General features: G+C 55.9%; 12 protein-coding genes and 1 pseudogene. 6 read left to right on the top strand and 7 right to left on the bottom strand.

The genetic code is table 11. The features are described from left to right. Window positions 1-16: 16 nt before the first annotated feature. On the bottom strand, window positions 17-646 hold the full coding sequence (rdfA, locus tag AC0QDI_RS15330; RefSeq protein ID WP_474669645.1) for a rod-determining factor RdfA: 630 nt from the start codon (window positions 644-646) through the stop codon (window positions 17-19). 209 nt (window positions 647-855) lie between these two features. Between rdfA and AC0QDI_RS15325 the strand changes: the two genes are divergently transcribed. Together AC0QDI_RS15325 and AC0QDI_RS15320 are read left to right on the top strand one after the other, a co-directional pair. Next, window positions 856-1,512, top strand: a complete 657-nt coding sequence (locus tag AC0QDI_RS15325) for a helix-turn-helix domain-containing protein (protein ID WP_474669643.1) — start codon at window positions 856-858, stop codon at window positions 1,510-1,512. 357 nt (window positions 1,513-1,869) lie between these two features. Beyond that, entirely contained in the window at window positions 1,870-2,160 is a 291-nt protein-coding gene (locus AC0QDI_RS15320) for a HalOD1 output domain-containing protein (RefSeq protein ID WP_474669641.1), read from the top strand. A gap of 198 nt (window positions 2,161-2,358) precedes the next feature. Here the strand turns inward: AC0QDI_RS15320 and AC0QDI_RS15315 are convergent. Then, a pseudogene (locus AC0QDI_RS15315) lies at window positions 2,359-3,033 on the bottom strand (IS6 family transposase). A 136-nt stretch (window positions 3,034-3,169) separates the two neighbouring features. Here AC0QDI_RS15315 and AC0QDI_RS15310 point away from each other — a divergent pair. Continuing rightward, a complete protein-coding gene (locus AC0QDI_RS15310) occupies window positions 3,170-4,600 on the top strand; it encodes a 4-hydroxyphenylacetate 3-hydroxylase N-terminal domain-containing protein (RefSeq protein WP_474669639.1) in 1,431 nt (476 codons plus the stop codon). A 617-nt stretch (window positions 4,601-5,217) separates the two neighbouring features. Then, the gene (locus tag AC0QDI_RS15305) at window positions 5,218-5,985 is read left to right on the top strand and encodes an IclR family transcriptional regulator (protein WP_474669637.1); all 768 of its coding nucleotides are present in this window, start codon (window positions 5,218-5,220) and stop codon (window positions 5,983-5,985) included. Between the two features lie 252 nt (window positions 5,986-6,237). Here AC0QDI_RS15305 and AC0QDI_RS15300 read toward each other — a convergent pair whose 3' ends face one another. Continuing rightward, entirely contained in the window at window positions 6,238-7,758 is a 1,521-nt protein-coding gene (locus AC0QDI_RS15300) for an aldehyde dehydrogenase family protein (RefSeq protein ID WP_474669635.1), read from the bottom strand. Between the two features lie 176 nt (window positions 7,759-7,934). Next, entirely contained in the window at window positions 7,935-8,858 is a 924-nt protein-coding gene (locus AC0QDI_RS15295) for a DMT family transporter (RefSeq protein WP_474669633.1), read from the bottom strand. A gap of 131 nt (window positions 8,859-8,989) precedes the next feature. On the opposite strand from AC0QDI_RS15295, the gene AC0QDI_RS15290 reads away from it, so the two are divergent. Then, on the top strand, window positions 8,990-10,669 hold the full coding sequence (locus AC0QDI_RS15290; protein WP_474669631.1) for an acetate--CoA ligase: 1,680 nt from the start codon (window positions 8,990-8,992) through the stop codon (window positions 10,667-10,669). A 110-nt stretch (window positions 10,670-10,779) separates the two neighbouring features. On the opposite strand, the gene AC0QDI_RS15285 is transcribed toward AC0QDI_RS15290, so the two are convergent. The 3 genes from AC0QDI_RS15285 to AC0QDI_RS15275 all read right to left on the bottom strand — a co-directional run bounded on the left by AC0QDI_RS15285 (window position 10,780) and on the right by AC0QDI_RS15275 (window position 13,623). Then, the gene (locus AC0QDI_RS15285) at window positions 10,780-11,946 is read right to left on the bottom strand and encodes an NAD(P)/FAD-dependent oxidoreductase (RefSeq protein ID WP_474669629.1); all 1,167 of its coding nucleotides are present in this window, start codon (window positions 11,944-11,946) and stop codon (window positions 10,780-10,782) included. A gap of 138 nt (window positions 11,947-12,084) precedes the next feature. Beyond that, window positions 12,085-12,780, bottom strand: coding sequence for an enoyl-CoA hydratase/isomerase family protein (locus tag AC0QDI_RS15280; RefSeq protein ID WP_474669627.1), 696 nt, complete (start codon window positions 12,778-12,780; stop codon window positions 12,085-12,087). Window positions 12,781-13,167: 387 nt separating this feature from the next. Further along, window positions 13,168-13,623 carry a MaoC/PaaZ C-terminal domain-containing protein gene (locus tag AC0QDI_RS15275; RefSeq protein WP_474669625.1) on the bottom strand — a complete coding sequence of 152 codons (456 nt, stop codon included), beginning with the start codon at window positions 13,621-13,623 and terminating at the stop codon, window positions 13,168-13,170. 409 nt (window positions 13,624-14,032) lie between these two features. Between AC0QDI_RS15275 and AC0QDI_RS15270 the strand changes: the two genes are divergently transcribed. Next, window positions 14,033-15,655 carry a BCCT family transporter gene (locus AC0QDI_RS15270; protein WP_474669623.1) on the top strand — a complete coding sequence of 541 codons (1,623 nt, stop codon included), beginning with the start codon at window positions 14,033-14,035 and terminating at the stop codon, window positions 15,653-15,655. Window positions 15,656-15,980: the final 325 nt, after the last annotated feature.

Here is a 15,980-nt window from a genome sequence, read left to right as displayed (position 1 = left end):
TGACGCCGCCCGTCGATCACGCGTCGGTCTCATCGTCTCGAGCAGCGGTTCGACCGTCCGCTCGGCACGAACAGCGTCCCCGATCCACGAGGCGGGCGAACGTGTACTCCTCACCGCATTCCGTACATGCCACGCGCAAACTCAGCGTGACCTCCGGATCGCCGATCGTCAGGTGACCGCTCGAGCGGAGTCGATCGATCGTTCGCACGGTGATCGACTCGGTTCGAGACAGTAATTTGAAGACGACGTTCTTTGCGCTGGTCCGATCGATTTGCGTCGATCGCTCGGTATCGATATCGAGGCAGTCGTTGAAATGCGTCCGAACGGTCTGATAACTGACGAAGTCGTCCGTGACTGCGTCCGGATCGATCCCGCTCCGTTCGAGTCGAGACCGCGCTTCGACTCGCGTTCCACTACTCACGTCATCGTCGGTAAGCAGCCGGTAGAGATTCTCGACTTCACCCTCCAGCGTCTCCAGGTCCGCCTCGTTCACCGCCGCCTCGAGTACCTGCCGGTTGAGATACGTTTCGAGGTCGCGGAGACTGGCTCCCGCGCCCCGACGCTCGAGGAGTCGCTGATCGAGGTCGTCGAGTTCTCGCTCTCGGACGATCCGATCGATCTTACAGCCCCCGGTTTCGTTCGCCATCGTATACGTAGCGTGTGTGGTACACCATTTATGTTCTTCTCGGTGTGTCGCCACCGCTACCCGTGCCCCGACTGACTCGAGCATACTCTTATGATGCTTCCCGGAGCAACGAAGAGTACAGTGCAGACGGAAGACACACGATCGGCGAGGCGATATCGAACCACCGATCGAGACCGCTCGGTAACCAAGACGGAGCCACTGTCGAAGAGATGCCTATCACCGTAAAAGCCTACGCCGAACACGACGAACTCGCTCTGACCCCGACGTTACGGAGCGTAGATGGTATCGAGATCGAAGTGATAACGCAGGCGAACACCGATCCGAATTCGGACGTTTTTCCGTTCCTCATCAAGTACGACGACCGCGACGAGTTGGAGCGTCACCTCGATTCAGATCCGACAGTTGACGGTTACGAACTCGTCGACGCGAACGACGATATGTTCATATACTATATCGAACATCCGAACGAGACCATATTACTGAGTCCGATCCTCACGGAAGTGAACGGATTCATGTTACGTACGGAAACCAGACGTCGCGGTTGGTTCGTCCAGTTACAGCTCCCGGATCGAGAGGCGCTCAATGCGATCTGGCAGTACGCCGAGGGGTGCGGGATGAAGTTCGAACTCATCGAAGTACACGGGAGTACGGGAGCAAAAGAGGACATTTCGTTCGGACTGACGGACGAACAGATCGAAGCGCTGCAAACAGCATACAGGTGCGGGTACTTCAACGAACCGCGAGACATGGCCCTCAGCGGCGTTGCAGACGAGGTCGGCGTCTCCTCGACTGCGATGAGTGGTCGGCTTCGACGCGGGATGAGAAACTTGATTTCTGCGGCGTTGATGGACGAAGATACCGACTGACGGCTCGATACTATTCACGTTTTGTTAATTCTCTATAGACGGACCTAAATATGAAATAACTGTGGTGATGTTCCTTTGGTAGAGAGGAAAGTGAAACCGCTCCGTAGTGGGTTAGATAGCTCGAATTACTAACTTAATAAAATTCTAATATTACTTATATAACTGATACTTACTCACACGATAATCAACAGGCGGCCGTATAATATTACGTATCCTTGACGTTCGACGGAATTCGAGCGACTCACGAATCACCCGTATATCACGGTATCCGTAACGGACTCCGTCATGTACGGGGTATTTAAATAGGGGGAATATTACTCATCAAATACCATCTGAATGCTTGTCAATGACTGACCCATGAGTAGTGCCGTAGACTCGGCGGCCGACCGACCGACGCATCACTTACACCACGATTGGACCGGGATGGAGCGGGCGAGTGATCGTATCGTGCAGGCGATTGCGGAGGACGAAAATGAGCGTCCGGAGGATCTCCCACCGCTGAGCGACAGTATCAATCCCGAGGCACTCGATACGGCGTTCAAATCCGTCGACGGAAGCGCCGGGAAGGCCGGGTGTCTCACCTTCTCCTACTACGGTTACACCGTTCTCGTGCAGAGCACCGGACAGATTCTTATTAGGAAGGGGTGACTCCGCTCACATTCCACAACAATGATCGATAACGACGGCTCTCAGGACTACGTTACACGGATCGCTCTCGGAAACGACGACGTCGCCTAAGAAGGGAGTGCGAGGAAGACACGAAGGCGTACATCGGGGCGTGCCCTCAGCGCGAAGTACGCCTTCGGACAGGGTCCGCCGTCGACCCACTCGATCCCGAGGCACTGTCTAGTTTAGCACCTCCGCTGGGGGTTGTTTATTGAGTGACTGGTGCGGTCGCTGTGTGGTATAGTAGTGGACAAACTGTTCAAGCCATTCTCTGGCGCTGGCCCAACCGCCAACCCACGAGTTATGGAAGAGGTCGATCCGCATTTTGAGAGTGTGAAACCACTTTTCGATGTGGTTTGGATCAAAATAGTCGAGGTGAGCGCTCAACCCAAACCGAGAGACGACAGTCAGATAACCAGCACCATCGACGAGATAATTAGTGTCGGAGAGATCATGTTTCTCGGTGAGTCCATGCAGAAACACAGCTGCTGGATCGGTGCCTCGTCGTCCAAAAAGTTCGACGTGGAGAATGAGTTTCGTGTCGAGGTCTATTGCAGCGTACACTCAAGACCGATCACCGTTGATTTTGACAGCGGTTTCATCAACCGCGACCCGCCGACGGAGAAACCGTCGCGGGTCTGGCACGCTGTCAGCCAGCCGATGTACCCAGTTCCAGATCGCTTGATGAGAGCGTTTAACGCCGAATGAATCAACAATCGCTTGTGTCTATCGAAGCGAACATCCGGTTGCGTGGAGGCGGACGGCGAACGCCCTGACGGGTGTCGCCGTCCGCTCACGCTCCCTGCATTCATCAAATTCCACCGCGTAGCTCTTGCTGAGCAGGTCTGCGAGCATAGTTCCAACTTCCTCTACGACCTGCTCATTCCTCAAACTGCGCTAACTAGACGGTGCCAACTAGACAGTACCTTCTGCCGCAATTTATAAAATATAATATGTTACATTTAATGCTCCGCCGTTGGTATCGTGTACAATGGCGACACGAACCACGGAGGAGTATGTACATAGTCTTCGAGACGATCGAGAGGTCTATGCTCGAGGTGAACAGATCGATGACGTGACGACGCATCCCGTCACGCAGTCATCGGTCGAACACACCGCAGGAATTTGGAAATTACAGCACGAGCAGTCGGATATTTATACGTACGAAAAAGACGGTGAGCGCTATTCCACCTACTTCCAAATCCCTCGTGGTAAGAACGAGTTGTGTACTAGGCACACGCTTATCGAACAGTGTACAGACGAGCATACGGGTGTCTACAATATGCTTCAGGCGCTCGGGACGGACGTTCTCTTCTCACTTTTGGCGGTGTGCCCGGACATTGATGCGGAGTATGGTACGAATTACGCTGAACGAGCGTGGGAGTTCTATGAGAACTGTCGTGATGGTAATCTCTCGATGGCGTGCGCGATCACCGACCCGAAAGGGGATCGGTCGAAGAAACCACATGAACAGCTGGATCCAGATCTCTACCTCCGAATCATCGATGAAAACGAGGATGGGGTAACGATCCGCGGTGCAAAGATGCACAACCCAGCCCCAATTAGCGACGAGATACTCGTATTACCCACGAGAGCACTCGGTCCAGACGATTCGGAGTATGCATTCGCCGGTGCAGTTCGACCGGAGACGGACGGCGTTCGGATGATCTGTCGGCTACAACCACAGAGCGATACCGACGTGAGAGACACACCAGTATCATCTCGACATAACGAGGTCGAGAGTCTCACGATCTTCGACGATGTCTTCGTCCCCAACGAGCGTGTCTTCCTGAAGGGAGAGTACGATTATTCCGCTGATCTCGTCAGCACGTTTTCGACATACTGTCGATATTCTGCACTGGGCCACAAAGCATCGATGGGCGAGCATATGATTGGTGCCGCGAATCTCGCTGCAAAGTACAACGGCATCGACGATGCCACACACATCCAGAACAAGCTGGCCGATATGATGGGCTATGTCCTCAGAATTCGGGCATTTGCACGCGCTGCAGCAGTGGACTGTGAAGTTTCGAACAACATCGCCATCCCGAACCCAGAATTCTGTGATTTCGGGAAATACGATTTTGCAACAGGATATCATCGTATGGAAGAACACGTACAGGACATTGCCGGCGGAATCATTGCGACTGCTCCATCAGCTGCCGAACTCGATAACCCGGTGACTGGCGACGATGTCCGAAAATTTTTCCGCGCCGCCACCGATGGGGAGAACCGGCTCAAGCTCGTACACTACATTCGAGATCTAACCGCAAGCGACTTCGCAGGGTGGCAGGAACTCTCGTCATTACACGGCGGTGGATCCCCGGAGGCGCTGTTGACTACCGTGTATCACGGGTGGGATATGGACAGAAGTGAGGATCTGATCGCAACAGAGCTCGACATACCAAAGGACCCTCGCTGAAACCGTAACGGACGAACACAGCACTCGCTATCGAAACGACGATAGGTGCCGATATTGGTGATATCGAGTTTCCCGAACTGGCCCAAAAGAGGGTAACTACCGTGTCAAACACATCGGCCCCGTGGATCCGGGCGACGACGATACGCTCGTGCCCTACTGCGGCCTCTCGGGCTTGGCGACGGTCGGCGACTGGCAGGACGCGATCGTGGAGTTGAACGGGGCGATGGGCAAAGGTCACCTGTATCAGGTCCCGCCTCGACATCTTCAACCAGCAGATCGTGAACAATCACGTGCTGACCGAAGGATGCATGACCGGAGCAAGACATTCCTTGTCATGGATCGATTGACTGTCGGCTGGTCAACAACGAGGAAATCGTGCTGTTCAAGACGACGAGAATTGAGGTGTCAATGACCTACGAACGAGATCGACCACCTCTTCGTTCAGTCAACAGCTGAAGCTACTATACAAATTTGGCAGATAACAGATACCATGAATAGTTGATTAGTAGACAAATCAGTCCCGATGTGGCGGACATACGACTATCACATTAGTTCTGTCGTTCGGCCGCGACGGCTGGTAACAAAGGTATTTACGACTCCTTTGGCTACACGGTATCATGCCTCCCGACGACGACGTGAGCAGAAATTTAAAATCAATAACGAAAATGTTTAACATACTGGAGGTTATTGTAGAACGGGACGGCGCGCGGGTTTCGGAGGTTGCAGCCGACCTGGACATGGCTAAAAGCACCGTCCATATTCACCTCCAGTCCCTGCTCGACCAGGGGTTCCTCCTGAAGGAAGAGTCCATCTACTACGCCGGCCTGAAGTTCCTCGATATTGGCATCCAAACCAGAGAACGCCTTCCCATCGTAGGGGCATCGCGTCTCGAACTCGAGTCGCTGGCGGAGAAGACGGGAGAGACAGTCTGGTTGTTCACTGAAGAACAGGGTCAGTGCGTGTACCTGGACATTCACACAAGCGATAAGGCGATCCACGCCCGCGGTCGGGTCGGCAAACGAGAGGATATGCATTACGTTGCTGGCGGAAAAGCACAGCTCGCATATATGTCTGATGAGAAAGTATCAAAGATTATAGACACATATGGCTTAACGTCGAAGACAGAGAACACGATCACCGACGAACGCCGTCTGTTCGAAGAGCTCGAGGAGATTCGTAAACAGGGGTACGCGATCAACGACGGCGAAGAGATAGCGGGGGTCTACGCCGTCGCGGCCCCGATCCTGTCCGACGAGAAAATCGTGGGGGCAGTGAGCGTCTCTGGCCCCAAGAACCGCCTGGAGCAGAACGAAAAGAAGAACCTTATCCGAGAATCGGTTCTCGCGGCGGGAAATACGATTAGCCTGAAACTGGACTACGATTGACCACGTCGCTGGCCAGCGCGCGTCGAGTCACTGGAGGATCGTAGCGGCGACAGAGTCCACACAATCAAACTTATATGTCGGAAATATGGTTAGCGTCGGATACAGAAATTTGGCTTATATTTACTTGGACGATGAATCGAGCGTCGGGGTGCTTCGGTCACCTCCGGGTTCGTGGCCGCCGGAATCGTGGCTCTGCCGAGAAGCGATGGCGGTTCGGCGGACGGTGCGTCCCCAAGCAATGCCCGGCTTCGCCTAGAGGGTCGGTTCGTCCGTCGAGAGGTAGACTGCTTTCTCCTGGGTGTAATGGCGCAATGCGTCCTTGCTCAGTTCTCGGCCGATACCCGAGCGCTTGAAGCCGCCGAACGGCGCCCCGGGAATCGGCGTCGCGTAGCCGCCGTTGATCCAGACGGAGCCAGCCTCGATGTCCGCTGCCGCCCGGTGAGCGACCGATGTGTCCGCCGTCGCGACGCCCGCCGCAAGGCCGAACTCGACATCGTTCGCAAGGTCGATCGCTTCCTCGTAGGAGTCGAACGTGATGATCGTCTCCACCGGTCCGAAAATCTCCTCCTGAGCTATTCGCATGTCGTTGTCGACGTCCGTGAAGATTGTCGGTTCGACGTACCACCCGTCCACTAAGTCCTCGTCGTCGACGCCGCCGCCACTCTCGAGCGTCGCCCCTTCCTCTTTCCCGATGTCGATGTACTTCGTGACCTTCTCGTACTGTGCTCTTGAGACGACCGGGCCGACTCTCGTCCCCTCCTGGAGCGTATCGCCAGTCGAAAGTGACTGGGCGCGCTCGACGAGTCTGTCAGTGAACTCCTCGGCGATGTCCTCGTGGACGATTACGCGCGAACAGGCGTCACACGACTGGCCGGCGTTGTAGAAAATTCCGTGGGCGATATCGCGCACGGCGATGTCGAGGTCGGCGTCGGGGAACACGACGTACGGCGACTTCCCGCCGAGCTCGAGCGTAACGGGTGTGATGTTCTCGGAGGCGGCTCGCATGATCTCTTCGCCGGTCGCGTCCTCGCCGGTGAACGAAATCTTGCCGATCGTGGGGTGTTCGGTCAGTGGCGCGCCGGCTTCCGTCCCGAAGCCGGTGACGATGTTGAGTACGCCGTCAGGGAGCGCCTCCTTCGAGAGTGATGCAGCGTAGAGCGCCGACAGCGGCGTCTGCTCGGCGGGTTTGAGGACCACCGAGTTCCCTGCGGCGAGCGCCGGTGCGACCTTCCACATCGCAATGATCAGGGGGAAGTTCCAGGGGACGATTAGTCCGACGACGCCGTACGGTTCGTGTCGTGTGTAGACGTGCTTGTCCGCCCCTGTGGGGAGGGTCGTACCCTCGTCGGCCGCTGCCACCTTCGCATAGTACCGCAGGAACTCGATGGCGTACTCAATCTCGGCTTTGGCGTGCGTGATCGGCTTGCCGCCGTCGACACTCTCGATCAGCGCCAGATCATCGACGTTTTCAGCCAGCGTCCGGGCCCACTCGAGAAGTCGGTCGGATCGATCTGTGGCGTCTGTCCCCTTCCAGTCGGACTCGAAGGCCGCTTTCCCACGGTAGACGGCGTTGTCCACGTCGTCCGCTTTGCATCGGGGAACCGAGAGGATGGGGGCGTTGACGACCGGGTCGCGCGTTTCGAACGTCTCTCCGTCGGCGGCAGTCGTCCACTCGCCGTCGACCCAGGCGTCGAACTCACCGAGGGCGGCGACGTCCTTTTGGGCCTGCGCGTGATTCTGCTCGATATCGTCTGTGTAGTACTGTGTGGACACGTTGATCAGCAACTCGTATGTATACTGTTGCCAGGGCGGACTATTAGGTTTTTGCATCCGCAGACGTGGTCGGACGGCGGCCGGATCGGTACTCCGGCACAGTATACCCGATTGAACCGTTTTTGGTATCCGGACGACGGGCGTTCAACCGATTCAGTCGTAGTCCGCGGAAGTCATCAACTCGGTTCAGTGCTGACCACGTAGATGCCGACACTCATAACGACGGCTCCGAGGAAGAACAGCGGGCCGATGACCTCGCCTAGGATTACGGCGCCGAGTCCGACGCCGATTGCCGGTTGCGCGAAGAGGTAGACCGAGACATTTCCGGCTGAGGCGTATTTCACACCGGTGTACCAGAGGTACCACGCGATAGCTGTGCTCGCGATGCCGAGGTAGAGAACTGCCAGCACAACCGGGACCGAGATGTCCGCGAGTGAGAATGGCCGCCCGTAAAACAGCCAGTCGATCGGGAGAAATGCTGCGATCATCGGCACGGACGCGAGCGCCCCGTATGCAGCCACCTCGAGTGGCGAGTACCGCGACACGAGGGGCTTGCCGAAGACCGTGAACGCGGCCCACCCCAGACTAGAGACGAAAAACAGGGCGATCCCGACATAGTTCGACACAGCGATGGCCGACGTTCCGTACTGTCCAATCACGATGCAGGCGACCCCGGCGACCGCGACACCAACGCCGCCGAGTTTTCGCACCGTTATCGGCTCGTTCAGAAAATAGACGCCAAGAAACAACGTGAAAATCGGCGTCGCCATAGTGAAGACCGATCCCTGGCTAGCGTTCAGGACCTCCGTCCCGACGAACTGGCCAACGATGTTGATCGTCACGAACAGGCCGAGTACGCCGAAGCCTGCCCAGTCGCGGCGCGGAATCGTTCGCGACGGTTTGGTGACCCGCACGAGTGCGACGAGAACGAGCGCACCGATCGAGACGCGCAGAAAACTGAGCGTGACCGGGGCGATCACCGGGAAACTCCACTTGGAGACGACGTACATGCCGCCCCACATTACCGACGCGAGCAGCGGGCCGACACTACCGACAACCGCAGGATTCTCGCGTAGTCGGACCACTGACGTCAACTTCATGTTTCCAACATTTATGCAACCGCAGTAATAGATGTGTCTATCTCCGGGTTCAGACACAATCGTCCGCGCGCTCCGGTCGCCGACAGTTCCGCTCGCGAAAATTATTTGTAACCCTCTCCGAAACACCTTGTATGGTTTCGTCAAGCGAGCTGGACGCGTACCACTTCTACCGTCAGAAGTGGGATAGCTACGAGGACCTTCGAGAGAATTTCGAATGGGATATCCCCGAGACATTCAACATGGCGACGTACGCCTGTGAACGGTGGTCCGACGACCCCGGCCGCGTCGCCATCTTCTACGAGGACGAGGCGGGGAACACCGAGACGTACACGTTCTGGCAACTCGATCGTATCACGAATCGTCTCGCCCACTACCTTCGCGAGCAGGGGGTCGAACGAGGGGACCGCGTGGGGATCAACCTACCACAGCGCCCCGAAACAGTGATGGGTCACGTGGCTGTCTGGAAACTCGGTGCCGTCTCGATTCCGCTCAGTACCCTGTACGGACCGGACGGGCTGACCTACCGCCTTGACGACGCTGACGCAAAAGCCTGCCTGGTCGACGAGGAGAACGTTGGCTCGTTGCGCGAGGCCGCTTCAGATTGCGAGGCACTGGAAACGATCCTTACAACGGGAGCGACGACGCCTGCGGGGGACGAGGTTGACATTTGGGAAGCGATAGAGGACCAACCGAACGACTTCGAGACCGTCGAGACGGCCGCTGAGGATCCGGCGTTAATCCTCTATACGAGCGGGACGACCGGCGATCCAAAGGGCGTCGTCCACGCCCACCAGATCCTACTCGGGTTCCTTCCGGCTATCGTCACGACAGTCGGGAACAACGACATCCGTGAGTCGGATATCTTTTGGTCGCCGACCGAGTGGGCTTGGATCGGGACGCTGTTCCTCGTCGTCATCCCGCCGCTGTTCTACGGCCGTCCAATCCTCGGATACAATGGCAGCAGTTTCGAGGCCGAAAAGGCCTTCGAGTTGCTCGACAGTTATGGCGTAACGAACTTTTTCGCGCCACCAACTGCCCTTCGGATGATGATGCAAGTCGACGAACCGTCAGACCGCTACGACGTCGACGCAGTCCGTGCGATCACGAGCGGCGGTGAGACGCTCGGCTCAAATATTGTCGAATGGGTCGACAATACCTTTGAAGGCGCCGCGCTCAACGACTGGTACGGACAAACTGAGGCCGATCCGATCGTGGTTGGTTCCCGCGCACTCATGGAGTTCCGGGAGGGCAAGATCGGACGACCGGCGCCCGGCGTCGACGTAGATCTCGTCGACCCAGAGTCCGGTGATCTGATCACCGAACCAGGCACGATTGGAGAGATTACAGTTGATGTCGAGGCAAGTCAACCAGTCTGTTTCAAAAAATACTGGAATAAACCCGAGAAGACGGAGAAGAAGGTCCGCGACGGCCGCCTCTACACCGAGGACCTGGGCGTGATGGATGAGGACGGCTACGTGGCCTTCCACAGCCGCAAGGACGACGTGATCATCTGTTCGGGCTACCGAATAGGTCCGGAGGAAGTTGAGGAGTCGGTCATGAGTCATCCAGCGGTCCAAGACGCCGGCGTCGTTGGCGTCCCTGACGACGTTCGTGGCGAGGTTCCAAAGGCGTTCGTTGTCCTTACGGATGCCGCCGAGCCGTCGGATGACTTAAGATCGGATATCCAATCTCACGTAAAAGACCGCCTCGCAAAGTACCAGTACCCACGTCAACTCGAGTTTATTCAGTCGCTACCGCAGACAGCGACGGGCAAGACCAAACGCAATGCCCTGCCGACCGACGAGAATTGATGGCTGGACCGTTCAACGTACACTGAGCGCGTTGAACTAATCGACGAAAATCTGTTCTTTGATTCGACCGACTCCACTCTTCCCCAACTAGACCGGTACCAGCTGGCGCCTCAGTCGAACCGATCAAGCGCGATCGGATCGAGGGAAGAAACGATGTCGGTCGTCCCGTCAAGGATCAATTCGGCAACGAGTTCGCCGACCATCGGACCAATCTGGAACCCTTTTCCGCTAAACCCGGCGGCAACGTAGTAGTCGGGGATATCCGGATGATGATCAATGATCGGTTCGGTGTCCGGAGTGATTGTATAAACACCTGCCCAGCCGTTCGCCACCTTGAACTTAGTGAATGACGGGACGCGGTGATCCAGGAGATCGAACACGTCAAGGGCGAATTCTTGATCATAGTTCTTCTCGTACGCGTCTGGATCAGCCATAGGTTCGTCCTCGCTCGCTTCCTGATGCAGTCCCATCATGAGCTGTTCGCCGCCTTCATCCCTAAAGTACAGTCCTGGTTTGCTGCCTGCCGGTGTATACTCCATTACCATCGGAACGGTGTAACCAAGTTCGAAGTCTGCCGGCGGCTCCGCCACGAGCACTTGTCTCCGATACGGAGCCGCCGGGAGTTCGAGGTCGACTTCCTCGGCGAACTGTGGAGCCCAGGGTCCCGCGGCGTTAACGACGGTCTCGCACTTGATTTGGCCCTCGCTGGTCTCGACGGCCGCGATGTCGCCACCTTTCGTGAGTACCGTCTTCGCCTCAACGCCAGTTCGAATTTCGACACCTCGTTCCCGGGCACGTTCGGCGTACACCTGGGTGATTGTGTAGGGGTCGGCGTAGCCGTCACTTGGTCCAAAGATAGCGCCGTAGATGTCGTTAACGTTCATGTCCGGGACCAAGTCCTGAAGCTCCTCGCCTTCCACATACCGGGCGTCGTCGATCCCATGGCGGCGCTGGATGCGGATGCTCTCCCGGTATTGCTCTTCTTCGTCGGGGTTCATTAGTAGGCGAGCGTAGCCAACCTGGTTGAACTCCGCTCGTGTCTCTTTGGCCAGTCGTTCAAACTCTTGGACGGCTTGGGCCCGAATCTCGATGTCGAATTCCGTCATGAATTGCGTCTCGATGACACCTGCCGACCGACCCGTCGACGCCGACGCCAACTGCTTCTTCTCGAGGAGGACGACATCTGTTTGCCCACGTTTCGCAAGATTGTTCGCGATACTGATGCCGGTGATGCCACCACCGACGACTACGACCGCTGCTGATTCAGGTACTGCCATCAGCTAATTATTTCGGTCAGGAGCTAATATGTGTATTGGTATTGTCACCGTGCGACACGCAGTCGCCGACCACTCACACACGTTATCGACCGTGGAACTAGGCCGCCGGTCGAAACGAATTCAATCGCCGCCGTTGCACTACTCCCAGCGGACCTCTTCGATTGCGTGGCCGTACTCGTTGATAATCTCCTCGTGTTGCATGATGTCCTCGATGTCGAGGGCGTGATTGAGCACGTGCTTGTTGAGTCGCAACGCGGATTGGGACTTCGAGTCAATTAGGTCCCGCGCTATCTCGACGACCCGCTCCTCAAGTCGTCCACGGTCGTACACGCCGGCGAGTAGCCCCAGTTCTTCGGCTTCGTCGGCGCCGAACTCGCGGCTGGTGTAGATCAGTTCTTTCGCTTTGCCGCTCCCTATCGCTAGCGGGAGTAGAATCGACGCTCCATTCGTTATCGTGACGCCGATTTCGGATTCCGGCATCTTGAATGTCGTCTCCGGCGTCGCATAACAGAGATCGAACGAAAGCGTCCACTCGAACCCGCCACCGACGACCCATCCGTCAAGTTTACCGATCACGATGCCATCGAATTCGCGCACTGCATACGTGATATCCTGAAACAGATCACCAGCGTCTTCCTCCTCGTTCAAGTCCGCACCGGCTGTGAACGCGTCGCCAGAGCCCTCGATAATGAGAACATCAAACTCGTCATTAGAGGCGCCAATGGTTTCCGCCAGCGAGGACAGCAACTCAATGTTGAGTGCATTAAGCGATGCGGGCCGGTCAAGCGTAATGCGTCGAATGCCATCGTCCACAACTTCTGTTGTCAGACACATATTCCACTTCTAGTGAGTGGCTAGGTCATAAGTGTCGTGTTTCTGGCCGTGTTGTCGGTGTCAAAACTAATTCAACAACATCGAACGGCCATCGTAACATAGGGCATTCGAACCCTCCCATGCTACTCCAAGAAATGGCCCGGCCTTGACGTGGTTCGAACTGAAGACAGCGGCCCCATCCTTAAAGGCGTCGCCGATCGAATCCAATCGCTGGGAAACCGTTCGATGTTCTTGAACAGGCCTCACTGTTAGTGCCCGTGGAAAATTACAATCATACGTCTGTAACACGACACACGTCGATACACTTACTACCGTCTGTCGTGCGTTCCGACTGTGATCAGATGTGCCAGTCGGATAGGTTCGACAATTTTGAACGTTTTCGTTCACTCACTCCGACTTGCTCGGTTCTCGACGCTCAACGATACTCGGATCAACCAGCGAGAGGACATCGGTTCCATCCTGCTTCGTCACCGTGAGTCCGATTTCGACCTCACCCCAGGCGGGATCCGACGTAGAGTCCCACTTGTCGAGAACTTCAACGCGCACGGAGAGCTGATCGCCAGGGAACACAGGAGCAAGAAAGCGGACGTCGTTCAATCCACGACCGACTACCAGCGCCACATCGTAGAGGAACTCGTCACTATAACATCGGATCGCTAGACACAGGGTGTGTAACCCGCTTGCAATGATGCTGCCATACATCGACTCGGACGCCACCTGCTCGTCCACGTGGATCGGTTGGGGATCGAACTGCTCGGCGAAGTCGACGATTTCGGTTTTCGTGACGGAGATATTACCGAACGATTCGGATCGGCCGGGTTCGATGTCTTCGTAGTATCGCATCCATCTGCACGTACTCGCGTGCCCACTAAACTGCTGCCGATCGTCGTTGGAATGTAGGCCGCATGGACGACAGATGGAGAGTTCGTCCCCTGCTGATCAAACGCTGCTATTGTAACGAGCATGCGTTCCAGCAGTCCCCGAGACGTTTTCAAAATATATTCTATCTTTCAAGAACTATTTTCGTTAGTCAGCGTCGATCGTCTCAAGCGGAACTGTACTGACTCACAATTCGGTTTGCCTCCAGTTGACAGGCGGCACTCTTCACGTGGGTCTGATAACTGATTTCTGTAAGTCAACAGGGAATCGTAGACTAGTTATAGTGTTTTCATAATAGTATATGAAATAATCGGTGAAGAGGATTGTACATCATAAACTCTTATTACCCACCTGTCGAATGTTGGTGTGTGGCATGAGTTTAAAAAGCACAATCGGGCTAGGAGACTCGAGTAGATACAACGATGGGCTCTTCGCCCTGACGATACTATTCACACTCGCATTAGGCGTCCTTGGGATCATGTATCCCGAAGCGTTCGCCGGAACGATGGATGATCTGTTCGGGAACGTGCTCCATTACTTCGGGTGGTGGTACATGCTTCTGGGCCTCGTCCTTACAATCGCCGTCCTGGCGTTTGCAGTATCACGATATGGAAACCTTCGAATCGGGGGTCAAGACGCAGAGAAGGAATTCGGGCTGTTCTCCTGGTTCTCGATGGTTTTCACGGTTGGGTTCGCTGCTTCTGTCATCTTCTCAGGTGTCTCTCAGCCCGTGGCGACAACGATCAATCCGCCGGATCCCGTTCCGATCGATATCGGATCACCGGAGGTGCTGAGCCTCGCGTTCATGTACACACACGATGTCCTTCCGGGATTACTCGCGTGGTTCCTCCCGTTCGCTATCGCGATGGGGATCATCTCTCTGGGTCAATCGAACGACTTCCGGGTGAGTACCATCCTCTCGCCGATCCTTGATCGTGAAACGTACGGTGTCGTATACTGGATAACTGATCTCGGTGCGATGGTTGCAATCTTGGGTGGGCTAGCAACTTCGCTGGGCCTCATCGGCGTACAGATTCAGGTGATTGTTCAGGAATCGCTTGGAATTAGTCAAGGATGGCTTATTTATGCGCTGTTCGTGTTCGTCGGCCTGATCTTCATGGGAGACGTGTACCTCGGGCTTCGGAAGGGGATCCGAAACGCTGCCCGTATCACCACCGTCCTAATCGTCATCCTGATGAGCATCCTGTGGATTGTTGGGCCGACGCTGTTCACCTCGAATATGCTCGTTGACTCAGTCGGTGTCTGGCTCAACCATCTGCCTCGACTGATGACGTATGCCGACCCGGTCGGCGGCAGTGACTGGGGACAGGGGTACACAAGCTTTTGGTGGGCCTGGTTTGCCGCCTGGGGAATCTTCGTGGGCACGTTCGTTGCCCGCGTCTCGCGCGGGCGAACGATACGTGAAATGATTCTCGGTGCCGGCTTTGGACCTGCAATCTTCCTCGTCTTCCAACATGCCATCCTCGGTAGTTGGGCTCTTCACCCTGACAACTTTGGCCCCATCAGTAGCGCGCTAGAATCTGGAAGCGCGTACGGGCTTGCCGAAGCCATCAACATTACACCGCTAAGTTCACTAATCGCCATACTATTCGTGGCCGTGTTAATCGGCTACCTCATCACGTCGCTGGACTCTGCGGTGTACATGCTAGCAGCGATTAACACCGGGAATGAGGAACCGAACGCTCGTATCCGAGCCGTCTGGGGTGTCATGCTGGCGTTCCTCGGGATTATGACGCTTGAACTGCCCGGCTCCGATGTCATGGAGACGTTCGCCGCAATTTTCTCCCTGCCGTTCACTATCTTCTTCCTAGTACTCATGTATTGTGCGTACGTCACAGCGAAAGACAGGTACAATCGTCTTTCCAATGAGTACGGGCATATCCCGTCACGTTCCGCTGGTCCAAATCCAGACGTGACAACAAATGAGCCTAGCGATTCCGACCCACCCGCAGCCAGTAGCGAAACTAGCGACTGACGACCTTCTGCAGCTTTTCACTCTTGTGAGTGCATCCATACTCTGAGGCAAAACGCCGGTCTCAGTCGATCAACTACCGACGGATCCGTCTCCGATAGATCCCGTTAGAACTTTCTGCACGGATAGTGGTGATGACTGTAGTGGATCATCCTAACGAGATCTCCGTCGAAGAATTGAAAGGTATTCTCGAAGTGTAGTCCGAAATTAGCCGATGAATCGGCTCTTAGATCCAATTGCGAATGAATCAGCGTCACGCAGACTCAACTAGCTGAGTGGGACGACGTTCAGCGACGGATGATCTATAGCTGGCTCACACAGATCATCG

Source organism: Natrinema sp. LJW11, assembly GCF_056135975.1.
This window is presented reverse-complemented; position numbering and strand designations above follow the sequence as displayed.